Origin of the sequence: Litoreibacter meonggei, from assembly GCF_003663885.1 — a bacterium.
GTDB lineage: Bacteria > Pseudomonadota > Alphaproteobacteria > Rhodobacterales > Rhodobacteraceae > Litoreibacter > Litoreibacter meonggei.
Genome location: NZ_RCCE01000005.1, coordinates 370168 through 393754, shown reverse-complemented (window position 1 = coordinate 393754; position 23587 = coordinate 370168). Strand labels below are relative to the sequence as shown.

The 23587-nt window shown below is 56.1% G+C and carries 21 protein-coding genes and 1 tRNA gene; 8 read left to right on the top strand and 14 right to left on the bottom strand.

Annotated features, from left to right (window positions below; genetic code table 11):
* Positions 1–33: 33 nt before the first annotated feature.
* The gene (locus tag BCF46_RS20225) at positions 34–537 is read right to left on the bottom strand and encodes a recombinase family protein (RefSeq protein WP_425454429.1); all 504 of its coding nucleotides are present in this window, start codon (positions 535–537) and stop codon (positions 34–36) included.
* Between the two features lie 567 nt (positions 538–1104).
* Positions 1105–1190: transfer RNA gene (locus BCF46_RS15975), tRNA-Leu, on the bottom strand.
* A 179-nt stretch (positions 1191–1369) separates the two neighbouring features.
* On the opposite strand from BCF46_RS15975, the gene BCF46_RS15970 reads away from it, so the two are divergent.
* Positions 1370–2359, top strand: coding sequence for a complex I NDUFA9 subunit family protein (locus tag BCF46_RS15970; protein ID WP_121026529.1), 990 nt, complete (start codon positions 1370–1372; stop codon positions 2357–2359).
* Here BCF46_RS15970 and BCF46_RS15965 read toward each other — a convergent pair.
* Entirely contained in the window at positions 2350–3153 is an 804-nt protein-coding gene (locus tag BCF46_RS15965; RefSeq protein ID WP_121026526.1) for an undecaprenyl-diphosphate phosphatase, read from the bottom strand. The two genes, BCF46_RS15970 and BCF46_RS15965, sit on opposite strands and share 10 nt — an antisense overlap.
* Positions 3154–3363: 210 nt before the next feature.
* On the opposite strand from BCF46_RS15965, the gene BCF46_RS15960 reads away from it, so the two are divergent.
* Positions 3364–4797, top strand: coding sequence for an NAD(P)-dependent oxidoreductase (locus tag BCF46_RS15960; protein WP_121026523.1), 1434 nt, complete (start codon positions 3364–3366; stop codon positions 4795–4797).
* Between the two features lie 152 nt (positions 4798–4949).
* Positions 4950–9488 carry a glutamate synthase large subunit gene (gene gltB / locus BCF46_RS15955; protein WP_121026520.1) on the top strand — a complete coding sequence of 1513 codons (4539 nt, stop codon included), beginning with the start codon at positions 4950–4952 and terminating at the stop codon, positions 9486–9488.
* Between the two features lie 61 nt (positions 9489–9549).
* Here the strand turns inward: gltB and BCF46_RS15950 are convergent, their stop codons facing one another.
* The 9 genes from BCF46_RS15950 to BCF46_RS15910 all read right to left on the bottom strand — a co-directional run bounded on the left by BCF46_RS15950 (position 9550) and on the right by BCF46_RS15910 (position 17890).
* Complete coding sequence (locus tag BCF46_RS15950) at positions 9550–10023, bottom strand: hypothetical protein (RefSeq protein WP_121026517.1); 474 nt, start codon at positions 10021–10023, stop codon at positions 9550–9552.
* A 9-nt stretch (positions 10024–10032) separates the two neighbouring features.
* Positions 10033–10515, bottom strand: coding sequence for an RNA pyrophosphohydrolase (locus BCF46_RS15945; RefSeq protein ID WP_121026514.1), 483 nt, complete (start codon positions 10513–10515; stop codon positions 10033–10035).
* Positions 10516–10551: 36 nt separating this feature from the next.
* Positions 10552–11895 (bottom strand): S41 family peptidase, encoded by a 1344-nt coding sequence (locus BCF46_RS15940; RefSeq protein ID WP_121026511.1) that lies wholly within the window; start codon positions 11893–11895, stop codon positions 10552–10554.
* Between the two features lie 7 nt (positions 11896–11902).
* Entirely contained in the window at positions 11903–13030 is a 1128-nt protein-coding gene (locus BCF46_RS15935; RefSeq protein ID WP_121026508.1) for a murein hydrolase activator EnvC family protein, read from the bottom strand.
* Positions 13027–14547 (bottom strand): 2,3-bisphosphoglycerate-independent phosphoglycerate mutase, encoded by a 1521-nt coding sequence (gpmI, locus tag BCF46_RS15930; protein ID WP_121026505.1) that lies wholly within the window; start codon positions 14545–14547, stop codon positions 13027–13029. The genes BCF46_RS15935 and gpmI overlap by 4 nt, the downstream gene beginning before the upstream one ends.
* A 70-nt stretch (positions 14548–14617) precedes the next feature.
* Positions 14618–15496 carry a glycosyltransferase family 2 protein gene (locus BCF46_RS15925; RefSeq protein WP_121026502.1) on the bottom strand — a complete coding sequence of 293 codons (879 nt, stop codon included), beginning with the start codon at positions 15494–15496 and terminating at the stop codon, positions 14618–14620.
* On the bottom strand, positions 15496–15780 hold the full coding sequence (locus BCF46_RS20125) for an LbetaH domain-containing protein (RefSeq protein WP_281272106.1): 285 nt from the start codon (positions 15778–15780) through the stop codon (positions 15496–15498). The genes BCF46_RS15925 and BCF46_RS20125 overlap by 1 nt, the downstream gene beginning before the upstream one ends.
* A gap of 280 nt (positions 15781–16060) precedes the next feature.
* A complete protein-coding gene (locus BCF46_RS15915; protein WP_121026496.1) occupies positions 16061–16870 on the bottom strand; it encodes a CpsD/CapB family tyrosine-protein kinase in 810 nt (269 codons plus the stop codon).
* A gap of 9 nt (positions 16871–16879) precedes the next feature.
* Positions 16880–17890, bottom strand: a complete 1011-nt coding sequence (locus BCF46_RS15910; RefSeq protein ID WP_147436009.1) for a GumC domain-containing protein — start codon at positions 17888–17890, stop codon at positions 16880–16882.
* A 290-nt stretch (positions 17891–18180) separates the two neighbouring features.
* Here BCF46_RS15910 and BCF46_RS15905 point away from each other — a divergent pair, with 290 nt between their 5' ends.
* From BCF46_RS15905 to BCF46_RS20220, 4 genes are all read left to right on the top strand, one after another.
* Entirely contained in the window at positions 18181–18876 is a 696-nt protein-coding gene (locus tag BCF46_RS15905) for a sugar transferase (RefSeq protein ID WP_121026491.1), read from the top strand.
* 50 nt (positions 18877–18926) lie between these two features.
* The gene (locus tag BCF46_RS15900) at positions 18927–19487 is read left to right on the top strand and encodes a polysaccharide biosynthesis/export family protein (protein ID WP_147436008.1); all 561 of its coding nucleotides are present in this window, start codon (positions 18927–18929) and stop codon (positions 19485–19487) included.
* An 88-nt stretch (positions 19488–19575) separates the two neighbouring features.
* Positions 19576–20007: a glycosyltransferase family protein gene (locus tag BCF46_RS15895; RefSeq protein WP_121026485.1), complete on the top strand. Its 432-nt coding sequence runs from the start codon at positions 19576–19578 to the stop codon at positions 20005–20007.
* Complete coding sequence (locus BCF46_RS20220) at positions 19896–20468, top strand: glycosyltransferase (RefSeq protein ID WP_121026482.1); 573 nt, start codon at positions 19896–19898, stop codon at positions 20466–20468. The genes BCF46_RS15895 and BCF46_RS20220 overlap by 112 nt, the downstream gene beginning before the upstream one ends.
* Here the strand turns inward: BCF46_RS20220 and BCF46_RS15885 are convergent.
* Positions 20423–21382 carry a glycosyltransferase family 2 protein gene (locus tag BCF46_RS15885; RefSeq protein WP_170157957.1) on the bottom strand — a complete coding sequence of 320 codons (960 nt, stop codon included), beginning with the start codon at positions 21380–21382 and terminating at the stop codon, positions 20423–20425. The two genes, BCF46_RS20220 and BCF46_RS15885, sit on opposite strands and share 46 nt — an antisense overlap.
* On the bottom strand, positions 21379–22677 hold the full coding sequence (locus BCF46_RS15880; RefSeq protein WP_121026476.1) for an O-antigen ligase family protein: 1299 nt from the start codon (positions 22675–22677) through the stop codon (positions 21379–21381). The genes BCF46_RS15885 and BCF46_RS15880 overlap by 4 nt, the downstream gene beginning before the upstream one ends.
* A 176-nt stretch (positions 22678–22853) precedes the next feature.
* Here BCF46_RS15880 and BCF46_RS15875 point away from each other — a divergent pair, with 176 nt between their 5' ends.
* Positions 22854–23429 carry an acyltransferase gene (locus BCF46_RS15875; protein WP_121026473.1) on the top strand — a complete coding sequence of 192 codons (576 nt, stop codon included), beginning with the start codon at positions 22854–22856 and terminating at the stop codon, positions 23427–23429.
* Positions 23430–23587 lie beyond the last annotated feature (158 nt).

The window sequence follows — 23587 nt, the reverse complement described above, 5'->3', positions numbered from 1 at the left end:
CGAGTGCGTTGTAAAACATTGATGTATAAAAACTCAATTTTTCGGATAGTTGGTCGCGGCAGACATGAATACGAGTGACCGCTCTCCGCTGTTGGTGTCGGTCGCTCCACGCCAGCTTCCATCATCGTAGTCTTGAAATGGTGGTGTGAGCCACACCCAAATCCAATGCAATCGCGCGGCAGGTTTCTCCGTTCGCCATGCGATCACGGGCAAGTTGGCACTGATGGTCTGTAAGTTTTGGCTTTCGTCCAAACTTAGTACCGTTGGCGATAGCGATTTGGCGGCCTTCATTAGCGCGTCGGGTGATCCGCTCTCGCTCGTCTTCAGCCAAAGCTGAAAGAAAGGCCAGGATGCCCTTGCCCTGTCCCATTCAGCGATGACAAGAATGTCCCCTGCCCCTAAAGCATCGATGGCGCGTTCCAACTGGGGCCGGCCTTTGACTGTCCGGCCTGACGCCACTTCACGAAAGATCTTGTCCGCTTTGGCTGTGTTCAATGCACCGATCTGGCGATCGAGGGACTGTCCCTTGCTGGACACTCTGGCGTAACCAATAAGCATGTAAAAACCTACACCAGACAGAAACGTTGCGCACCTGATTTATGCACCAATCCATGAGCCTTGTTCTTATGGCCGCTTCGGGTTGTTGCAAATATCATAAACTTCGCTCCAAGGCGGAGATGTGCGCTTTTGGATCTCAAGGCCGAATTTTTGTACCAATTGGTAAACAGTCGCTGCGTCCACCGACATCCCTCGCTCCGTCAGACGATCACTTACTTCGCGGTAGGACAGTGGATATCGACAGTACTGGCTGGACAGCCAACAGAATAACGTCTTTGGGAAGCGGTGATGCTTGGATGGGTTGAGCAGGTGCCATGTTATGCCTCCAATTCAACTGAGCGGGTATCTTCAAACAAACGGAAATTAATGCAAAAGAACCCTCAGCAGGAAGGCGTCGCAGTAACTTGCGAATTCAAAGCAAAGTGAGAATCATATCGCTGATATCTGGGTGTTGATAACTGTCGCACTTAGGGTGGACACAAAGGTGGGCACGCCACATCAATTTATCTTTAAATAATTGAAAAATAATACTAATTATAGAAAAAGTGGTGCCCAGGAGAGGACTCGAACCTCCACGTCCATACGGACACCAGCACCTGAAGCTGGCGCGTCTACCATTCCGCCACCTGGGCACAGGTATTGGTGGGCGGTGATTAAGTCCGCACATGTCAGGTGTCAACGGGATTCGGTGGCAGCGACGAATGTTTGTGGCGATTTATACGTATATGTGGGGCTGGAGGGGTGAAAAGCGCCTTGTCTGGCGAAAACTGGCTGGGTAAACCAAATACAGCCAGCCTTGAAGGGAAATACCATGTCGAAGCTCGTCACCATTTATGGCGGATCAGGTTTTGTCGGGCGCTACGTCGCACGTCGAATGGCCAAAGAAGGCTGGCGGGTTCGTGTCGCTGTGCGCCGTCCCAACGAAGCGATCTTCGTGAAACCTTACGGCACGGTTGGGCAGGTCGAACCTGTTTTGTGCAATATCCGCGATGACGCGTCGGTGCGCGCCGTGATGTACGGGGCAGACGCGGTTGTGAACTGCGTGGGCATTTTGGCACCTTCTGGTAAGAACCAGTTTGATGCGGTCCAGCACGAAGGTGCGGAACGCGTCGCGCGGATTGCCTCGGAACACGGTATTGGACGCTTGGTCCATATCTCTGCTATCGGTGCGGACGAAAATGGCGACAGCACCTACGCGCAGACCAAGGCTTTGGGCGAGGAAGGCGTTTTGCAACACTTCCCGCAGGCTGTTATCTTACGCCCGTCGATTGTGTTCGGCGCGGAGGACGAGTTCTTTAATCGTTTCGCGTCCGTGTCGAGGTTTGGTCCGGTTTTACCTGTCGTAGGCGCGGATACGAAATTTCAGCCGGTCTACGTGGATGATGTCGCGAAAGCGGCAGTAATGGGTGTTCTGGGTGAAGCGGTGCCGGGTATCTACGAGTTGGGTGGACCAGAGGTAGCAACCTTCCGCGAGCTGATGCATTCTATGTTGGACATTGTGCGTCGCCGTCGTTTGGTCGTGAATATTCCGTTCTTTGTGGCACGGATTATGGGCACATCATTTGATATTGTTAGTAAGCTTAGTGGCGGATTAATCGCAGCGCCGCTGACCCGTGATCAAGTGCGAAACCTCGCGCATGACAACATCGTTGCCGATGGCGCCAAGGGTTTTGCGGACTTGGGGATTGAGCCGACTGCGTTTGAGGTGATTCTGCCGAACTATCTGTGGCGTTTCCGTCCGTCGGGTCAGTACGAAGCGATCAAGGAATCTGCCCAGAATCTTCGCACGGATCACGAATAGGCGTACGCCAGAAGCGCGCCACCAAGGAATATCCGATAAATTACATATGGCGTGAAGCTGACTGATTTCAGCAGGCGCATCATTAGGCTCAGCGCCAACAATGCTGCGAAGAAGGCGAAGACTGCTGCGATCAAGCTGTCTTTTGCCAACTGCATGTTGGCGTCCGCTACTACATCCAAACCAAGCACTGAACCCGATGCGATGATGGTCGGAATGGACATGAGCATGGACAACTTGGCGGCGTCTTCGCGGGCATAGCCCAATTGGCGTGCGCCCGAGATGGTGGCACCTGATCGCGATGTTCCCGGGACTAGTGCCATGGCTTGCCATAGCCCCATGATGAACGCGTCCTTCGGTGACCAATCCGGCGCTGTTTTCGATGTCGCCCCTTTTTGGTCGGTCCAGTAAAGCACCAGCCCGAAAATAAGCATCGTCCACCCAACAAGAGCGACGGAGCGGAGCATTTCGTCTAGCCCGGTTAGCTTAAGGAATAGACCAAATATGATGACGGGAACGGTGGCGATGCCTAGATACAACGCTAGGCGCGCGCCTTGAGTATCGACCTTGCCCTTGATCAACCTCCCAATGCCCGCGATGGCGATTTTTACATCTGCCCAGAAAAACATGATGACGGCAAAAAGAGTGCCAATATGCACCGCGACGTCGATCGTCTGCCCCTGATCCTCCATTCCGGTCAGGCTGGGCAGCAAAATTAGATGCCCAGAGGACGAAACCGGCAGGAACTCGGTCAGACCTTGTATCAGTGCAACAAGGATGAGTTGAAATAGGGACATCTGCCGCGCCTCGAATCATTTTTCTTCAACCTAAAGGCAGGGAAATAAATGAGAAGAACATAAGTAGGTAACTTTTATTGACCTAAATATGAGATATGTGGGCCATATTTTCCGTATCCAACGTAGAAAAGTGAATAATAGGTCAGCATGTGTGACTTTTATTTCCCTCATTATCGAATTACAGAAGCATCTCAGATCGGGAGAATTGAAATGGCCAAGCAGCGAATGTTGCAGTTTGTAAACGTAGAACGTGATATGCCGGACAAACGGCCTCCGGACCTGCGCGCGCATGATTTCAACGAGATCTACGCAGAATATGCAACCGAGAAAGCGGCAGAGCAAGCAGGCCGATGCAGCCAATGTGGTGTGCCCTATTGCCAGTCGCATTGTCCGCTGCACAACAATATCCCTGACTGGTTGCGCATGACAGCCGAGGGTCGTCTGCAAGAAGCCTATGAGCTAGCTCAGGCGACCAACACGTTCCCGGAAATCTGTGGTCGCATCTGCCCACAGGACCGCCTATGCGAAGGCAATTGCGTGATCGAACAATCCGGTCATGGCACGGTCACTATCGGGTCCGTCGAAAAATACATCACGGATACCGCATGGGAAAACGGCTGGGTTAAGCCCGCCGCACCGTCGCAGGAACGTCCCGAGAGAGTTGGCATCATTGGTGCCGGACCGGGTGGGTTGGCCGCCGCCGACATGCTGCGCCGCCAAGGTGTGCAGGTTACCGTTTACGACCGCTACGACCGCGCGGGTGGCTTGCTGACCTACGGCATCCCCGGCTTTAAACTGGAAAAAGACGTGGTTATGAAGCGCATCGACCAGCTTGAGCAGGGCGGCGTGACTTTCAAGATGAATTGTAACGTCGGTGAGGACATCACGTTCGCCGAACTGCAAAAAACTCACCATGCAATTTTGATTGCGACGGGTGTTTACAAGTCCCGCGAACTGCCCGCACCCGGTGTCGGGGCGCAGGGGATCGTGCGTGCCATCGACTTCCTGACCGCGTCGAACCGCAAGAGCTTTGGCGATTCCGTTCCGGAATTCGACAGCGGTGAGCTTAACGCTGAAGGTAAGCGCGTTGTCGTCATCGGCGGTGGTGACACAGCCATGGACTGCCTGCGCACGTCTATTCGTCAGGGCGCAACTTCGGTAAAATGCCTATATCGTCGCGACAAGGCGAACATGCCCGGTTCGCAGCGCGAAGTAGCTAATGCGGAAGAAGAGGGCGTCGAGTTCGTCTGGCTCTCTGCTCCGAAAGGCTTTGCTGGCGATAGCGTAGAAGGCGTCATGGTTTCGAAAATGCGTCTGGGTGCACCAGACGCGTCTGGTCGTCAAAGCCCCGAGATCATCGAAGGCGCTGACTATGTAGAAGACGCCGATCTTGTGATTATGGCGCTGGGCTTCGAGCCGGAAGCTCTACCGACGCTTTGGGATGTACCAGAACTGGAGGTTACCCGCTGGGGCACCGTGAAAGCTGACTTCCAAACCCACGAGACGTCCCTACCGGGCGTTTACGCGTGTGGCGATATTCAGCGCGGTGCCAGCCTTGTGGTTTGGGCAATTCGCGACGGGCGCGAAGCCGCCGAGGCGATCATGGATCAAATCAACGCAGAAGCGCAGGTAGCTGCCGAGTGATGTGCCTGCGACCAAAAGAAGTGGCTGGAGTTTTGTCTCCGGCACGACGCGCACTGCTCGTACGACGTTCTGCGAGTGCAGCATTCCAAAGAATAATATGGCCAGCGCCGCTGACCACTCAACAAACACTTCCATACTAAGGAGCCTTTAGCATGACCAAGTTTGACCAAGACTGGGTGGCCCACGAGGAAGAGAAACGCCGCTGGATGGCGGAGAACTCGTTGTATCGCGACGAGGACGAGCATGCCTCGTGCGGTGTGGGCCTTGTCGTTTCCATCGACGGTAAGAAATCCCGCAAGGTTGTCGAGAACGGCATCAACGCGCTGAAGGCGATCTGGCACCGCGGTGCTGTGGACGCGGACGGCAAAACGGGTGATGGCGCGGGTATCCACGTGCAAATTCCAGTCGAGTTTTTCTACGACCAGATTGAACGCACTGGCCACAAGCCGAAGAAGGACCAGATGATCGCCGTTGGTCAGGTGTTCCTGCCGCGCACCGACCACGGGGCGCAGGAAACCTGCCGGACGATTATCGAGACCGAAGTTCTGCGCATGGGCTACAACATCTACGGCTGGCGGCACGTTCCGGTGAACGTCGCCTGTCTGGGCGAGAAGGCCAACGCGACGCGGCCCGAGATCGAGCAGATCCTGATCTCCAACGCCAAAGGTGTTGAGGAGGAAGAGTTTGAGCGCGAGCTATACGTGATCCGTCGCCGGATTGAGAAGGCCGCGCTGGCCGCGCAAGTGCCGACGCTGTATCTGGCGTCACTGTCGTGCCGCTCGATCATCTATAAAGGCATGATGCTGGCCGAGCAGGTTGCGGAGTTCTATCCCGACCTGATGGACGAGCGTTTCGAGAGTGCGTTCGCAATCTACCACCAGCGCTATTCGACCAATACCTTCCCGCAATGGTGGCTGGCGCAGCCGTTCCGGATGTTGGCCCATAACGGCGAGATCAACACGCTGAAGGGCAACCTGAACTGGATGAAGTCCCACGAAATCCGCATGGCGTCCGGTGCGTTCGAGGATCGTGCGGAGGATATCAAGCCGATCGTTCCGGGTGGCTCGTCTGACTCTGCCGCTTTGGATGCGGTGTTTGAAGTTTTGGTCCGTGCGGGCCGTTCGGCCCCGATGGCGAAAACCATGCTGGTGCCGGAGTCTTGGTCCAGGCAAGCGGTTGAAATGCCGAAGGCGTGGCAGGATATGTATTCCTACTGCAACTCGGTGATGGAGCCTTGGGATGGTCCTGCGGCGTTGGCGATGACCGACGGGCGCTGGGTGTGTGCTGGCTTGGACCGGAACGGTTTGCGCCCCATGCGCTATGCGGTGACGGGCGACGGCTTGCTGATTGCGGGGTCCGAGACGGGCATGGTGCCGTTTGACGAGGCGACTGTGCGCGAAAAAGGCGCATTGGGTCCGGGTCAGATGATCGGTGTCCATATGGGCAAGGGCGAACTGTATCACGACGAAGAGCTGAAAGACAAAATGTCGGCGGCGCTGCCGTTCGGTGACTGGGTCGGCAAAATCACCGATCTTGAAAAAATCACGTTGGATGTACAAGAGCAGCCTCTCTTCACTGGGGCCGAGTTGCGCAAGCGCCAGATCGCGGCGGGCTACTCCATCGAGGAGTTGGAGCAGATACTTGCGCCGATGGCTGACGACGCGAAGGAAGCGATTGCTTCGATGGGGGACGATACCCCGTCTGCGGTGCTGTCCAAGAAATACCGCCCGTTGAGCCACTTCTTCCGGCAGAACTTTAGCCAGGTTACCAACCCGCCAATCGACAGCTTGCGCGAATTCCGCGTGATGAGTCTGAAAACACGGTTCGGGAACCTCAAGAACGTGCTGGACGAGGATTCGTCGCAGACGGAGATTCTTGTGCTGGAAAGCCCGTTCATCGGGAATGCGCAGTTCGACAAGTTGACCGAGCAGTTCAATGCCGAGATGGTCACGATTGACTGCACCTTTGACGCGGATGGTGACCAGAGCGCGTTGCGCGAAGCGTTGGACCGCATTCGGGACGAGGCAGAGGACGCCGTGCGTTCTGGCGCGGGTCACATCGTTTTGGCCGATCAGGGGCAGAATGAAAACCGTGTCGGCATGCCGATGATCCTAGCGACGTCTGCGGTGCACAGTTGGCTGATACGCAAGGGCTTGCGGACGTTCTGCTCGCTCAATGTGCGGTCCGCTGAGTGTATTGATCCGCATTATTTCGCGGTGTTGATCGGTTGCGGTGCGACAACCGTTAACGCCTATCTTGCGGAGGATTCCCTTGCCGACCGTATTGAGCGCGGTCTGCTGGAAGGGTCGCTGACCGAAGCTGTGGCGCGGTACCGCAATGCCATCGACCAAGGTTTGCTGAAGATCATGGCGAAGATGGGTATTTCGGTGATCTCGTCCTACCGTGGTGGCCTGAACTTCGAGGCTGTCGGCCTGTCGCGCGCGATGGTTGCGGAGTTTTTCCCGGGGATGCACTCTCGGATTTCCGGTATCGGTGTGTCCGGCATTCAGAAAAAAGCGGCGGAGGTCCATTCATCCGGTTGGCGCGCCGAGACTGCTGTTCTGCCAATCGGCGGCTTTTACAAGTCGCGCCGTTCGGGCGAGAAGCATGCTTGGGAAGCGCAGACGATGCACATGCTGCAAGCGGCCTGCAACCGCGCGTCCTATGACATGTGGAAGCAATACAGCCAGACGATGAAGGCGAACCCGCCCATTCACTTGCGCGATTTGTTGGATATCAAGTCGCTGGGCGAGCCGATTTCGGTGGATGAGGTGGAGTCCATCACGTCCATCCGCAAACGGTTCGTGACGCCGGGCATGTCCTTGGGCGCGTTGTCGCCAGAGGCGCACAAAACGCTGAACGTGGCGATGAACCGGATCGGCGCGAAGTCGGATTCTGGCGAAGGCGGGGAAGACCCCGCGCATTTCGTGCCGGAACCGAATGGCGACAACCCGTCTGCGAAAATCAAGCAAGTGGCGTCGGGTCGTTTTGGTGTGACCGCCGAGTACCTGAACCATTGTGAAGAGCTGGAGATCAAGGTTGCCCAAGGGGCGAAACCAGGTGAAGGCGGGCAATTGCCGGGCATGAAGGTCACCGACCTGATCGCGCGGCTGCGGCTCTCGACCAAGGGGGTGACGCTGATCTCGCCCCCGCCGCATCACGACATCTACTCCATCGAGGATCTGGCGCAGCTGATCTACGATCTCAAGCAGATCAACCCGCGCTGTAAGGTGACAGTGAAGCTGGTTGCGGCGTCCGGTGTTGGCACGATCGCGGCGGGTGTTGCGAAGGCGAAAGCTGATGTGATCCTGATTTCCGGCCATAATGGCGGGACGGGCGCGTCGCCTGCGACGTCGATCAAATATGCGGGCTTGCCGTGGGAGATGGGCCTGACAGAGGCGCATCAGGTGTTGGCGATGAACAACCTGCGCGGGCGCGTGACCTTGCGCACCGATGGCGGTTTGCGCACGGGCCGCGACATCGTCATGGCGGCGATGATGGGGGCCGAGGAATACGGCATCGGCACTGCTGCGCTGATCGCCATGGGCTGCATCATGGTGCGTCAGTGCCAGTCGAACACGTGTCCTGTTGGTGTGTGTACGCAAGACGAAGCGCTTCGTGACAAGTTCACGGGCAGTGCCGACAAGGTGGTGAACCTTATCACCTTCTACGCGACGGAAGTGCGCGAGATTCTGGCCTCGATTGGTGCACGGTCTTTGGAAGAAGTGATTGGTCGCGCTGATCTGTTGACGCAGGTTTCGCGTGGCTCTGCACATCTGGACGATCTGGACCTGAACCCGCTTTTGATCACCGTCGATGGGGCTGATCGTATCGTTTACGACCGCTCCAAAGAGCGGAACGCGGTGCCTGACACGCTGGACGCGCAGATCGTGAATGACGCACAACCGTTCTTCAAGGATGGCGAGAAGATGCAGTTGTCTTACGCCGTGCAGAACACGCTTCGGACGATTGGCACGCGGGCGTCGAGCCACATCGTCCAACGGTTCGGGATGCGCAACGATTTGCAGCCGGACCATCTGACGGTGAAACTGTCCGGCTCTGCCGGTCAATCGCTTGGGGCTTTTGCCGCGCCGGGTCTGAAGCTGGAAGTCTTTGGCGACGCCAATGACTATGTTGGCAAAGGTCTGTCCGGTGGCCGCATTGTTGTGCGCCCGTCGCAAAGCAGCCCGCTGAAGGCGGATGACAACACGATCATCGGCAATACCGTGCTTTATGGCGCAACTGACGGCTACCTGTTTGCCGCCGGACGTGCGGGAGAGCGGTTTGGCGTCCGGAACTCCGGCGCGAAGGTCGTGATCGAGGGCTGCGGTACCAACGGGTGCGAATATATGACCGGTGGTGTGGCGGTTATCCTTGGCTCAATCGGCGCGAATTTCGGGGCCGGTATGACGGGCGGGATGGCGTATTTGTACGATCCGGATGGGCAGTCGACCCCGCTGATGAATATGGAAACGCTGGTGACCTGCCCTGTGACCGTGGATCATTGGGAAGACCAGCTTAAAGGGTTGATCGAGGAGCATGCGCGCGAGACGGGCAGTGTAAAAGCGACCCGCATCTTGCAGGACTGGGATGTGGAGAAAGCCAATTTCGTGCAAATCTGCCCGAAAGAAATGCTGATCCATATTCCCGCGCCGTTGAGCCTTGAGGATCAGGCTATTCCGGCTGAGTAATTCGGCGAGACTAACAAATCGAGGGCGGGAGTTTTTCCCGCCCTTTTTTGTCCAAAAGCTATTATTTCGGGGTGCAATCGCCGCCAGACGCACATTGCTCGATGGCCTCGATATACTTGTCTTCGGGGTTGGAGAACGCAAAAGCGTAGCACGGGTCGACGTTAAAGATCAGCTTGTCTTCGGTCTGTAGCACATAGGCCAGATAGTCGGTTTTGGGCGACACGCGTGCGCACCACGGACCTGCGCAATTCAAGGCGAGCGTGACGGGCACCTCGATCTCGTCGGTAAAACCGCCCCCTGTTAGCAACTTCCCTTTGAAGATTGTTGGTATTTTAACCGCAACAGGTGGTGCGTTTACGTCAGGCACCTTTTTGACATCAAACTCAAACTCCCCATGGAGGACGATAAAGCTTTCCTCTGCCTCTGCGACGGCATTAAACGCAGCGGTGGGGTGTGTTGGAAGGCAGGATAAGGCGCTCGCGGGACCGGCGGCGAGGGCAAAAGCCGTGGCCGCAATGGTGAAGTATTTGCTCATCCGGCGATCTTACAGGAGCGGTCGAAAAGCTTCGATCACTTTCGCGTAAACGTCCCGTTTGAACGGCACGATATTGCCGAGCAATGTTTCAGTGTCCACCCAACGCCATTCCGAGAATTCGGGGATTTCAGTTTCTATGTTGATATCCGCGTCGGTGCCGTGAAAGCGCAATAGAAACCACTTCTGTTCCTGCCCGCGAAAGCGGCCCTTCCAGATTTTGGGGACGAGATCGAGCGGCAGGTCGTATGGCACCCAATCCTCGGTTTGGCCTTCAACCGTTACCAGTTGCGCAGGTACACCGGTTTCTTCTTCCAGCTCCCGTAGGGCAGCGACTTCAGGGGATTCCCCCTTGTCGATGCCACCTTGTGGCATTTGCCAAGCGGCCACATCGCTGTCGATGCGCTGGGCGGCGAAGACCAGACCGGAATCGTTCACAAGCATAACACCCACACAAGGGCGGTATGGTAACTTCGAAATTTCTTCAGGTGTCATGGCAAATGGCGGGCGGGAACAACCCCGCCCATTCCTTTACTTGTCAGCAGGTGCCAGAGCGCTCAGGCCCTTCAGCACATCAAGAGCATAAGCCAGCTGGTAGTCTTGTTCGCGCAGTTTGGCGACTTCTTCAGCCTTCTTTTGCTCTGCTTCCAGCAGCGCACGCTCATCTTCCGAGATGCTGTCATTATTGCTGAGTGATCCGCGCAGATCGGCTTCGGAGCGACCGTTGCGCTGTGTGTCTTTGTCGGCCTCGTCTTCTACCGGCTTGCGGGGCGGTTGTACGACGATGATGTCAGGGGACACGCCTAATGCCTGAATGGAGCGGCCCGACGGCGTGTAGTAACGCGATGTGGTCAGGCGCATGGCACCATCGCCGCGCACTGGCACGACTGTTTGCACTGACCCTTTGCCGAAGCTCTTTTCACCGACGACCACCGCACGGCGGTGATCTTGCAACGCACCAGCAACGATCTCGGATGCCGAGGCGGAGCCGCCGTTGATCAGCACCACGATCGGTTTGCCGTTGGACAAATCGCCCTCGGTCGCGTTGTAGCGTTCGCTGTCGCGTGGATTGCGGCCACGGGTCGAAACGATCTCGCCCTTATCAAGGAAGGCATCCGACACAGCGATGGCTTGGGTAAGCAGCCCACCCGGATTGTTGCGTAGATCAAGAACGATGCCATTGACCTTGTCTTCGCCGCCAGCCTCTTCGATTTGCTTGGCCAGCCCCTCTTTGAGGTTCGGGAATGTCTGCCGATTGAACGTGGTCACACGCAGCACCACAGAGTCGCCTTCGAGGCGCGTTCGCACCGCCGTCAATTTGATCGTGTCACGAACAATGGAGACTTCGAACGGCTCGTCCACGCCTTCGCGCACAACCATCAAAAGGATCTCGGAGCCGACCGGCCCGCGCATCATCTCAACAGCTTCTTCCAAGGTCAGACCCAGCAGGCTTTTACCATCGACGGTGGTGATGAAATCACCTGACTCCATGCCCGCTTCGTCTGCGGGTGTGCCGTCCATGGGCGAGACCACTTTGACGTAGCCGTCTTCTTGCGTGACCTCGATGCCAAGGCCGCCAAATTCGCCCGACGTTTGGGTGCGCATGTCGTCGAAGTCTTTAGGTGGCAGGTAAGACGAATGCGGATCAAGAGAGGTCAGCATCCCGTTGATGGCGGCCTCAATCAGCTCACCCTCGTCAACGTCTTCCACATACTGGGCGCGGATGCGTTCGAAGATGTCACCGAACAGGTCCAATTGCTCATATACCGTCGACTTTTTTTCCGCTTCTTGTGCGATCAATGGGCCCGCGAATTGCGTGGTTACCAAAACACTTGCGGCGGTGCCCAGTGTGGCTGCCATTAGAAATTTTTTCATACGGACGTCATTCCTTGTTCGTGGCGAACCAAGTGGCCGGATCGACCGGTTCGTCGCCTTGTCTAAGTTCTATATAAAGCGACTCTTGCTGATTGCCGCCACCACCTTTGGCTGCAGTGATCAAAAAAGCGTCAGGATTGGGGGGCAAACCGCCCATTAAGCCCACAGGTGCGCCCTGATCGAGGACTTCACCGACCTCACCAAAGGTTTGATCAACGCCTGCCAGAATCAGTAGATACCCCTTGCTTGGCTCCAAAATGACCACATTGCCGTAGTCGAGCAGCGGGCCAGAGTAGCGCAACGTGGCGGGCCAAGGGGTTGTAACCAACGATTGAGCGCGGGTTGCAAGCACAATGCCGGGACGCGTAATGCCGGATGCGTCGGTCTCATTGAAGCGATGAAGTATGATGCCGGCCGCGGGTAGCGAAAGCTTGCCCTTGGCGGTCTCAAAATCTGCGGGATTGTTCAGATCAGATGGATTTAGATCCGTCAGGCCAGAGGCAAAGCTCTGAAGGGTGTCGCTGCTTTCGACTAACGCGCGCATTTTGTCGGCGTCGTTGGTAAAGCTTCGCGGTAACTCCACGCGGTCGGCAATCGCTTTGGATAGCTCCACACGCGCGATTTGAACCTCCGACAGCGACTTGGTGAGTTGGGTCGCGGCGCTTTGCTGTAGACTGCGGATATCGCGGACTTCTTCAAGCTGGCTGCGCAGCGTGAGAGCCTCATTTTGCAGGGCCGGCGTCACTTCGGACAGGATCATCCCGGAACGTGCGGTGCCGATTGCCCCGGTCGGATGCATCATCAAAAGTGGCGCTGGAGACGTACCGATGGTTTGCAGAACCCCAAGCAGTCGAGACAAGCGATCACGTTTGGCCTCGAAAACCAGTGCAATGCTGCGTTCCTGAATCGACGCACGGCGAAGACCCTCGCGCAGTGCTGATAAGCCCTCTTCGTAGGCACGCACAGTTTCGGTCAGTGCACCTACGCGGTCAGAGGCGCTTTCGGCGTTTGAAAGGCTATTCGCGGCGTCGTCAAGCATTTGGCTTGCGCGTTTCGCAGTCGTGATCGGGTCGCTTTGGGCGACCGCAGTGCCAGTCAATGCCAGCAAGGTCAGGGCAATAAGCAGCTGCTTCATGTTCGGATCAACGACACTCCAGTCATCTCGCCCGGCTTGGGAAGGTTCATCAGTTCAAGCAGCGTCGGGGCAAGATCGGCCAATCTGCCGTCAACCAAAGATACATTTGCTTGGCCTCCGTAAAGAATAACCGGAACAAGGTTTGTCGTGTGGGCTGTGTGAGGACCGCCGGTGGCGGGGTCGACCATCGTTTCACAATTACCGTGGTCGGCTGTCACGATCATGGCGCCGCCAAATTCATCAAGGGCCGAAATAGCTTTGCCTAGACCCTGATCCACCGCTTCGCAGGCAGCGATAGCGGCGGCAAGATCGCCCGTGTGGCCAACCATGTCGGGATTGGCGAAGTTCACCACGATCAAATCGTATTGATCTTTGATTGCGCCAACCAGATCGGCGGTGACCTCATCTGCCGACATTTTCGGCTGCATATCGTAGGTCGCAACCTTTGGGCTCTTTGGCATATGCCGGTCTTCGCCAGTTTCCGGGACCTCTTTGCCGCCGTTCAAGAAGAACGTGACATGGGGATATTTCTCAGTCTCTGCCACACGAAACTGGCGCAGGCCGTGTTGTGCGACCCAAGCGCCAAGCGTGTTGCTGATCTTCTTCTTCGGGAAGACCGTCGTCATGAACGCGTTGTGGGCGGTGGAGTAGTCCACCATCCCGAGGCATTCCGCTAGCTTCGGGCGCGAAGATACGTCGAAGCTGTCAAACTTCGGATCGGCAATGGCGGAGAGGATTTCACGGGCACGGTCAGCGCGGAAGTTGAGGCAAAAGACTCCGTCGCCATCTTTCACGCCTTGGAAGCCACCAATGACGGATGGCACGATGAATTCGTCGTTCTTGTCTTTGGCATAAGACGCCTTAACCGCGTCTTTGGCGCTGGCCGCTGTATCGCCCTTACCCAGCATAATAGCCTTATAGGCCAATTCCACACGTTCCCAACGTGTGTCACGGTCCATCGCGTAGTAGCGGCCCGAAACGGTGGCTATGCGAACATTGTCCGGCAAATCGCGTTCAAGCGTGTCGATGTAGCCAAGTGCCGATTTTGGAGCGACATCACGGCCATCTGTGATGACGTGTAAAATAGTGTCTATTCCTGCAGAACTCAGTGCGATTGCCGCCGCGATAACGTGGGTGATATGGCCATGCACACCGCCATCAGACGCGACACCCATCAAATGCGCGGTGCCACCGGTTTCCTTCAACTTGGAGATAAATTTTTCCAAGGCGGCTTCGTGTTGGAATGTGCCTTCTTCAATGGCGAGGTCGATCTGACCAAGGTCCATCGCCACAACGCGACCCGCCCCGATATTGGTGTGCCCGACTTCAGAGTTGCCCATCTGCCCCTTTGGCAAACCGACATCTGGCCCGTGCGTGATCAAAGTTGCATTGGGGCAGGTTGCCATAAGCCGGTCAAATGTAGGTGTCTTGGCGAGCGCTGGGGCGTTGGCTTCTGTGGTGTCAGACAATCCCCAACCGTCGAGGATACAAAGAACAACTGGTTTTGGAGTGGACATGTGCAAGCTCGCTTTAGGTCTACCCTCTTCTAGGCGGCACAGGCTGAGGCTTCAACCGCCGCCTTTTTGCTCACCTCGTTTCGGCAGCACCGCGTCTCGCTGCCAATCGGATCATTTCCGCCATCCGCCATAGCCGCAGCCGTGCGAGTGTGGTCAGCGCGCCCGCGCGCTCTTTGGGTGTCGTCAGTGCAGGTGACCAAATGACACGAGGTGTGTGCGCGACAATAGAGAGCGGCATCATCAACGCACGGGCGATCCACCGGGTTTTTGCACCGTTGTTTGTTAGGTGAGTGCCATATGTCTCGGCGGTGACCCTTACCCATTTCGATCTTAGCTGATCCCATGATGTGCGGCAGGGATGGCTAACGATCAGGTCCGGTTGATAAACGAGCTTGTAGCCAATAGCCGTTGCACGTTGACACCAATCATAGTCTTCGGAAACGCCTGCGCGGAATGGCCCGACGGTTTGGAAGACCTCTGCGTTCGTGACGAGGTTGGCCGTGACCGAGAAATCCTGATCTTCGATGTAGCGACGCTGGTTGAAGGAGAATACCTGCTCGAACGCTTGAATGGCGTTGGTGGGCCCGGTGCCCGTTGTCGACAACAGTACCCTTCCGCCCGCGATGTCTCGCGTCGCCCCTACGCAAAGTGCTTTAGTCAGGAAGTCGGGCGCCACTTCACAGTCACTGTCTGTGAAAATGAGGATATGTCCCCTTGATAGCAGGATTCCGGCATTCCTCGCCTGCGCCGCGCCTGCTTCTGGTTGATAGTGAAAGCGTATGTCACCGTGGCTGTTGATAAAGGCCGTATCTAGGCGGGGTTGGCCGTTATCGACAACAATGATTTCGACTTTAGCCCGGTCGCAGCAGCGCTCTAGTGAGGCCAAGCATAAGGATAGCCTGTCTTTGTCATCGTAGTGCGGAATAATGACCGATGCTTTGGGATTCATTAGCGGTGACCGACCTTAACGGCAGGAACTCCTGCGAATATCTCGCCAGCGCCGACATGACCGCGCACCACCGCGCCAGCAGCGATTACGGCCCCGGCCTCGATAACGGTTCCTGGAAGCACTATTGCGCCAAAACCGATCCAAACATCGTTGGCAATATATACATTTGCCTCGTCCATGGATTGATCTGAAACTGGCTCACCATCGCGAAAACGATAGTTGGCCGCCGTGATCAGGACGTTTGGCCCAAGTAGCAGATCATCGCCGACGTCAATTCTGCCCAAATGCGGACCGGCCCACAGATAGCACCCTGCGCCAACATGTGCCCGTGACCCAAGTTGGATGCGTTCAGGGTTTGCAAATTGGCAAGTCGGACTGATCGCAGCATTTGGGCCTGTGGTGATAGACCGGCGAGGGATCACGTGAGTTTGGTTGTAATGGTTTAGCAACTTCAAACCATGCAGATAGGCGCGCGGATCGACTATAGAGAGTAGAAAGCGAGAAAGCCTATTTCCCCTTGTTAGAGCCAGTTTTCGGGGCCGTAAACGACTAGAAATGACAGTGTTAGTCATCAGCGTACCTGCTGTGTGGGTCGCAGAAGCGGCATGCGTTTAGCACAACGCCCAAGCAGGTGGTGTTCTCGGCGATCATACGTTCAGAAATGTCAATTTCTGCTGCGGTCGAGCGATCTGTTCGTGCAATGAGCAACGCACAATCCGCCAAGGAAAGCGCGGCGATTCCGTCGTCCATGGGGCTCAGGGCTGCAAGGTCAAAGATCATTATGTCTGGTGCGAAGTCGCGCTCGATATGGTCAAGTAGCGCGGATGTTTTGATGTGCGCCAAACGCTCCGCCGCATCGTCCATAACGGTGGCATTGAGGCTCAACCCAAGATTTGATCCGACGCGCAAGCACGTGCTGTCAAAATTCCGCCGATGGCCGGCAAGCACCGAGAATCGCGGACCGGATTCTTGCAATCCGAAGATCTGGATCAAGCTGGGGCTTCGAAGGTTAAAGTCTACAACCATGACGCGCAGGTCATCCTGTCGCGCAAGGCTAAGCGCCAGATTGGCGACGACCGTTGACGTGCCGCACCCGCTGGTGGGCGATGTTATTGCGACACGTCGGTGACCCGCGGCGCGCATGTGGCTGAGCATTCTGGTCCGAAGCCTGTCGAACGGAGCCGAAGCGTCGCTTGCTTTGACCGTTTTGACGTGGTGACGCTTCAGCACAACAGGGTCCAGCTTCACTTCGTTTAGCCGGCTCCAGCTTTTGTGCGGGTCCGCAAGGTCAGTTGTGTCAGGCAAACCCGAGGTGGGATCCGGTGTGCTCTGTGTTGAACGGAGGATTTCGTCCGTGTTTATGAGGTGTTCCAAAGCGGTCTCCTAACCGAGGCTCGGCCCAAGATCGGGAATGGTTGCGAAAGGGGTTAATCCGAGAGCACGGTGTAAGTCGCGCGGGTGACGAAGGTGCCGATCAAGCCTGATCCGAAGAGCAACCGCGCCAATCGCCGCCAGCAAAGAAGCAAGCGTTACCGCTGCAAGCAACCAAGCACGTATCTCTTCCTGACTGCGTCCGGTGAGGGCGGCATCCTGTACGACCTTAAGCTGCATCCGATTGGATTCGCTGAGGCGTTCTGCGCTGCTTAACTTGTCTTGGGCGCGCTTGGTTGCGGTGTTAGCGGTGCCGACCTCTTGCTCCAACTGATGAGATTTTTCTTGGAAGACTCTGCCCGCGATGACTTGCGCTTCGAGGTCATGCAGCTGTTTTTGTAATCCTTCAATTGGTTGACCAACGAGGCTTTGGCGTTCTGAGCGCGCGATACGGGTGCGAATCAAACGGATTTTCGGATGGAGGTCAGAATACAAGCCGCGCGCGGCGGAAAGTTCGCTGTAAAGTTTCTTAAGAGCGGGGCTTTGTACTGGTGTGTCAGCGGATATTTTCAGCAATTCGGCGCGAAGCTGGGACGCGCGGGCGCGAAGGTCGTCAATCTCGGTCGTTGGCGCTTCGCTAAGGTGCGCGCTCAGAGTTTCGCGCACCAAATTTAATCGGTTCAGGTTTCCAGCGAGCACCGTACGAAGCTTGGTTAGCGATCTATCGATCTCTGCCTGTTGCGTGGCGTCGCTCATCGCCATCGCACGGGTCGCCAAGGAGTTCGCAAGTCCAATCGCGGCGGCAGGACTTGGCATAGTTGATTGGACAAAAAGGTAGGTCGGCTTGTCGCGTGAAGACTCGACCTTCAGGTCAAAGTTCTCATCGATTTCGGCCAGTTTCGCTTTTGGATCAATGTCGTTCATTGCAGCCTTCAGCGTATGAACCACGACTTGCAAATGCTGCATTTCTTCCGAACTGCGCTGCACTTTAGATGTGCTGACCATGCCGATCTGCCGCTCCAAAACAACGCGAGCGGAGGCGGTGTATTTTGGCGGGAGAATATTCAATCCCATCCACCCGAAAGTGACAATCAATAGCGCTACCACAACGGCAAGCGGCACGTTGCGGATAATCTCCCACCGCCAATATCGCCAATCAAACATCCTTAAATCCCGTCCAAATTTTATTGCAATTTCCCTTCGTATTCAGACCTTTGAAAACTTAAGACATAATTAATTCATCTCAGTTCTTCTTTGTCGCAACCCGCCGCTTCGATGTGCGGACCGCAACAGAACAGGAGACGGATGACCTGATGGATGCTCGACCAACAACCGAATTCGAGACAGCAAGATCTGTCGTGGACACCCATCATGTGCCGGTGGTGAAATCGCAATCTTCAGGGGCGTCTTATGCTCTCTTCTGGAAGCGGACTTTGGATATTATTTTGGTGATTGTGACTGCGCCAATCTCCGTTCCACTGGTTTTTTTAGGTGCCTGTCTTGCCATGTTGGATGGTGGGTCCGCCTTCTATTTTCAGCCACGGGTCGGGCGCGGTGGGAAAATGTTTCGAATGTTCAAACTCCGCACGATGCGGGTGGATGCGGAACGGCGTCTGAGCGAAATTCTGATGCAAGATCCGCGTGCAGCCATCGAGTGGCAGCAAAATCAAAAACTGCGCCGAGACCCACGCGTTACATATATCGGTAAGGCGCTACGCAAGACCTCACTCGATGAATTGCCCCAGCTCTGGAATGTGGTGCTTGGCGATATGTCCTTAGTCGGGCCGCGCCCGATTTTGCAAGAGCAGGCGATTCTGTACCCCGGCAGCGCGTATTTCAAGTTGCGACCAGGTCTTACCGGTCCTTGGCAGGTGCTTGGTCGCAACGACGAAAGTTTTGTCTCGCGCGCGAAATATGACGCGATGTATGAGCGCGAATTGGGTCTGTTTTCTGACCTGTCATTGATCGGACGCACGTTCGGTGTGGTCTTGTTGGGGACAGGACATTGAGTGGTTTGCGGTTACTCGTGTGCGTTGCTCTGTTGTTGGCAGGGCCGGCTTTGGCCAAACCGTATGTTCTGAAGCCCGGCGATATGTTGCGGATCGAGGTTATTGAGGACAATAGCCTGAACCGCAATGCGCTGGTCCTGCCGGATGGAACCATTGCTTTCCCTATGGTGGGTCAGATCGCGGCAGCTGGTCGGACCTTGACCCACGTTCGCGAGGCTCTGACCGCAGGTCTGGCTCCGAATTTCGTTCAACGCCCCAGCTTGCACGTGGCCGTCGCATCCGTAGCGCGCCCCGAAGCCCCGATGCGGACAGTCACAACTGCGCAGGTGTCGCAAAAGGTCATCACAGTGTTTGGCATGGGGGAACTCGGAGCGCCCGGAAAGCAACAATTGCCACTGGGTTCATCGCTAATGCAGTTCTTGGCTCAGGCTGGTGGAACAACGCCGTTTGCCGCAACGAAACGGGTTCAGGTACGGCGGACGGCCGCCGCAGGCGGGGCGATCGTAACTTACCGCGTGAATGTGAAACAACTGATGCGCGACGGCGGAAAGAGCTTCCTGCTTGTGCCGGGTGACGTGGTGATTGTTCCACAGCGACGGCTGTTCGAATGATCTGGCGAGGCAAGGCTCAATCGCCAGCGGTCGGATCAATTCTCGGTTCACAAACATTTTCATGCAAACTTTGCGGAGGAATATGACTATGGCGCGAATTTTGGCGGTATCTTCAGGTGGCGGCCACTGGCAGCAGTTGAAATTGTTGGACGCGGCGATGGAAGACGCAGAGGTAGTGTATGCTTGCAGCGCTGATGTGGGCGAGCCAACGGTGCTTCGTGTGCCGGATTGCAATCTGCGCACGCCTCGTCGTTTGGTGCTGGGACTTCTGGCGGCATGGCGGCTTGTGCGGAGCGTCAGGCCGGATGTCGTGGTCTCTACCGGCGCTGCGCCAGGGGCATTGGCGCTGATCGTGGCGAAGTTGTTGGGCTGCCGAACGGTTTGGATCGACTCAATTGCCAATGCCGAGTGTATGTCTTTGTCAGGCCGTCTTACGCGGTGCTTTGCAGACCTTTGGATGACACAGTGGGAGACCGTGTCGGAACGGTCCGGTGCGGTCTATGTTGGAGCAGTGCTTTGATTTTTGTTACCGTAGGCACGCAACTGCCGTTTCCGCGCCTGATTGGACACATGATAGAATGGGCCAAAACCCACGAAGAGCGCGTCGTCTTGCAGACAGGTGACGCGAGCAAGCCCCTCGGATGCGAAGCCTATAGATCACTTTCGAGCGAGCAGTTTTCGACCTTCATTGAACGCGCGAGAGTTGTGGTTTCCCATGCTGGAATAGGCTCTATTATTGCGGCAAAGTCTGTTGATCGACCTATTATCCTAGTGCCGCGCCACGCACGTCTAGGGGAACACCGTAACGATCATCAACTTGCGACGGCCGCTGCGTTCGAAGGGCAGACCGGCCTGCGTGTTGCTTGGGAGGTTAGCGAAATTTCGAGCCTCTTGGATCAGACTATTGAGCCGCCTGTGTCAGAGCGCAATCCGCGTTACGACCGCCTAGTCCATCGGATCAAGAGCTTCGTCGCGGCGTGACCTCCAGACCCAACCGCCGCGCTGATCTTCCTGCTTGCTGGGAGTCCGTGCAAGGCTCTTAGTATGGCTGGAATGGGTGCGATTTGGCTGCGTAGAGCGTGTTGAAGTACTTTTCCCCATCCGAAAAGATACGCAACCGGCAGTCGCAAGGGGTGGTGTTTGGCCATAAACATCATCCGCGCGCGGTGTTTGAAATATGCGGAAACAGGAGACGGTCCGCGGCTAAGCGTTGGCGAACCGATAGAAGCACCCGCACTGTGGTAAACAGTTGCGTCCTCACAAATGGTCAGCGGGAGCTCCCCACGTTTTTGGGCCCAATCGACCTCCTCGTAATACAGGAAATACTGCTCCGGCATGAGGCCTGCCTGCTGCACGAACTCACGCGACGCTACCATGCTGGCACCAGAAATGAAGTCGAGGGCTGCCGTGTCTGGCAGCGGGGTAGTCGCCGGATTTTTCCCGATATTGATGTTTTGGGTCGCCCCTGTCCACGAGTTGACCCGACCCCCGTCTATTTGAATCTGTGACATGGGCTTTTGGTACACAATTCGACCACCCAATAACGCGAATGGAAGCGGCTTGGAGGCCAACGCGGCAGGGGTACGTGGCGGTACGGTACAATCGGGGTTGAGTATCCAGAACCTGTCTAAAGTTGGATCCTTAAGCAGCTGCGTTAGGCCCAAATTCACCCCGGCCGCGAAGCCTACGTTTTTCGATGTTTGGATGAGAGAAAGCTCAAGATTATTCCGTGAGGTCCATTCTTCGATTACCCGCACCGTGGCATCGCATGATGCATTGTCCACAAGAACTAACTTCAGTGCCACGCCGTTCGCTTCAGCAAGGCTTTGAAGGCAATCGAGGATATAGCCGGCCGAGTTGTAGGTGACGATTATGCATCCCATGACGGCGGTCATACGGGTGCCGATGCAAAGCGGGTGAATAGGGGTGTAGCGCGCTTGGGTCGCGCCTTTCCAGATGTTGTGACCGGATCCAGCAACCATAATCCCGCCCCGAACAAGAAGAACACGAAGGAATAGATCGACGTCCAGATATGAACGGTACAGAGCGTAAAGGTCAGGCCTATGAAGCAGACCACCCAAGCTAGCCGAATGGCCTGAAACTCTGCTGGCAAGGCTGCGTATGCGACCCTAAAAAGGCCGAAAATATAGGCGCAGGCGAACAACACAAACCCCGGCACCCCGTACCTGACTGCGAGAACTAACCAGAAATTGTCCATGCTGTCGGATCGCATGAAATCCGGCCGACTCCAGTCGTTTAATCCGATCCCAAATAACGGGTTTTGCCAGACATTAAGCATACCCCACTCGAATATGATTCCGCGCCAATAGGCATTGTGGGCTGAAAAGGTGGCGTAGCTGAAGAAGACCCGCACGGGCGTCCTGTTGGAAATCAAATCCACAGTGACGTAAGCGAGAACACAAAGAGCCGCCAGTAGAAGCCAGCGCTTACGCCTCAGTGGAAAGACGAGCGCCCAGATGATTAGGAACACCTGCAGCAGCACCGACAGAAATGCGCCACTTGAAAGGGCAAGGAAGCTGGCGAATATCGCGACGCCCAATCCGAAGGTTCGAGTCCATAATGACCAAGAACCGACCATCCCGACAAATACCAGCGATGTCAGCGTGGAAGTGAACAACCCGTAGTGGATGGGATGCGCGAACAGGACCTGTGCACGCTCTAGGCCTAATCGTGGCTCGATTGAAATGGGCACGACAGAGGTAAGACCTGGTATTGAATCTACCAGCATGATCAGCGGCGGATGCCCTGTGATGCTCTCGACCAAAGCCAGCGGTAGGGACAGCAGAACTGTTATTAGGATCACCTTGATCGTCGCGCGGAATTGGTGGGCGCTGCGTACGAAGTTACGTGCAATCAGAAAGCCGCCCAACAGTTCCAACACTAGTGCGCCGCTGTTTTCGACTACATGAGCCGGGGAAGTTTGGGCGAAGGCCACCATTGCCCAGCAAGCGAACAGCATGAACAGAATATCGGTGGACAGGCCTTTCGTTGGGCGGTTTCGGCAGTAGCCTAGTAGTAATGGGATAAACACGAGCGCCAGAAATGTACGCAAGCCAGTCATTTGTAGCGACCCGATAGAATAGCGCACCGGTAGTGCAACCGCCACGATATAGAGGACCACAAGAGGGGACAGTTTGTTGTCGGGACGTGCGAGGCTTCGACGTGGCATGTGCGGCTTACTTTTGTAGGACAGGCACAGGATGCGTCGGATTGGATAACGACTGGTTAACGTGTTTCTTCATCACGAATTAACCAAAGATTCATAGAGTTTTAGCTAAATGATTGCAGGTCCTTGAGACCCCGCCCCAATAAAGGGGCAATTGCGTGGATGGAGAGAAATATCGCATGGACGACCTCATATGCGACGAGTCCCCAGTCCGGCCCTGCCAAAGCGCAGGCGCAGCCTTGGAAAACTCGGTTCAGATCTCGAGCGCCTTGCCTGAAAAAGCAAAGCGACGGGGTCTGAACAGGCTTCGGCTTCTTCGTTCCGCGCTGGTTGGTATCAAGCGGATGATGTACACACACCTGTTCGGCATGAATATTCATCCAAGCGCGGAGTTTTCCTTATCCGCGCGGCTGGACCGAACCTTTCCCATCGGAGTTCACATCGGTGAGACAAGTTACGTCGCGTTCGAGGCTTGCATCCTAACCCACGACCGAACACGAGGTCTTTATCTGCACACTTGGGTCGGACGAAATTGCTTTATCGGCGCGCGGTCGGTGGTGTTGCCCGGTATCAGAGTTGGCGACGGGTCAATCGTTGCGGCGGGTGCGATTGTGACAAAGGATGTGCCGGCACATTGTCTGGTTGCCGGAAATCCTGCTCGAGTTATCAGACAAGATATCGCAACTGGCCTCTTCGGGCGACTGAACGACGCGGACACCCGTGAAGCACGACTGGCGCAGGCTGGCCTTACCTAGCGGGTGCGTCCGCTGCCGCCGTCCGCGCGCAACACCCCTGCGTTCTGTACTAATGGCGATGCGATGACAGGCGGTTTTGGCCTGTAAACCACATTTAAGAGACGCTTCGCACCTGATGGGGGCGCTCTGCTGCACCTGTTGGTTCGGCCTCTTGCCCC

Excerpts from the sequence above, each read along its gene's own strand:
- BCF46_RS15940 (WP_121026511.1), bottom strand. The coding sequence starts at position 11,895 with ATGAAAAAATTTCTAATGGCAGCCACACTGGGCACCGCCGCAAGTGTT.
- BCF46_RS15935 (WP_121026508.1), bottom strand. The coding sequence starts at position 13,030 with ATGAAGCAGCTGCTTATTGCCCTGACCTTGCTGGCATTGACTGGCACT.
- BCF46_RS15880 (WP_121026476.1), bottom strand. The coding sequence starts at position 22,677 with ATGCCACGTCGAAGCCTCGCACGTCCCGACAACAAACTGTCCCCTCTT.
- BCF46_RS15905 (WP_121026491.1), top strand. The coding sequence starts at position 18,181 with ATGGATGCTCGACCAACAACCGAATTCGAGACAGCAAGATCTGTCGTG.
- BCF46_RS15945 (WP_121026514.1), bottom strand. The coding sequence starts at position 10,515 with ATGACACCTGAAGAAATTTCGAAGTTACCATACCGCCCTTGTGTGGGT.
- BCF46_RS15960 (WP_121026523.1), top strand. The coding sequence starts at position 3,364 with ATGGCCAAGCAGCGAATGTTGCAGTTTGTAAACGTAGAACGTGATATG.
- BCF46_RS15885 (WP_170157957.1), bottom strand. The coding sequence starts at position 21,382 with ATGACCGCCGTCATGGGATGCATAATCGTCACCTACAACTCGGCCGGC.
- BCF46_RS15925 (WP_121026502.1), bottom strand. The coding sequence starts at position 15,496 with ATGAATCCCAAAGCATCGGTCATTATTCCGCACTACGATGACAAAGAC.
- BCF46_RS15895 (WP_121026485.1), top strand. The coding sequence starts at position 19,576 with ATGGCGCGAATTTTGGCGGTATCTTCAGGTGGCGGCCACTGGCAGCAG.
- gpmI (WP_121026505.1), bottom strand. The coding sequence starts at position 14,547 with ATGTCCACTCCAAAACCAGTTGTTCTTTGTATCCTCGACGGTTGGGGA.
- BCF46_RS15965 (WP_121026526.1), bottom strand. The coding sequence starts at position 3,153 with ATGTCCCTATTTCAACTCATCCTTGTTGCACTGATACAAGGTCTGACC.
- BCF46_RS15875 (WP_121026473.1), top strand. The coding sequence starts at position 22,854 with ATGGACGACCTCATATGCGACGAGTCCCCAGTCCGGCCCTGCCAAAGC.
- BCF46_RS15970 (WP_121026529.1), top strand. The coding sequence starts at position 1,370 with ATGTCGAAGCTCGTCACCATTTATGGCGGATCAGGTTTTGTCGGGCGC.
- gltB (WP_121026520.1), top strand. The coding sequence starts at position 4,950 with ATGACCAAGTTTGACCAAGACTGGGTGGCCCACGAGGAAGAGAAACGC.
- BCF46_RS15950 (WP_121026517.1), bottom strand. The coding sequence starts at position 10,023 with ATGAGCAAATACTTCACCATTGCGGCCACGGCTTTTGCCCTCGCCGCC.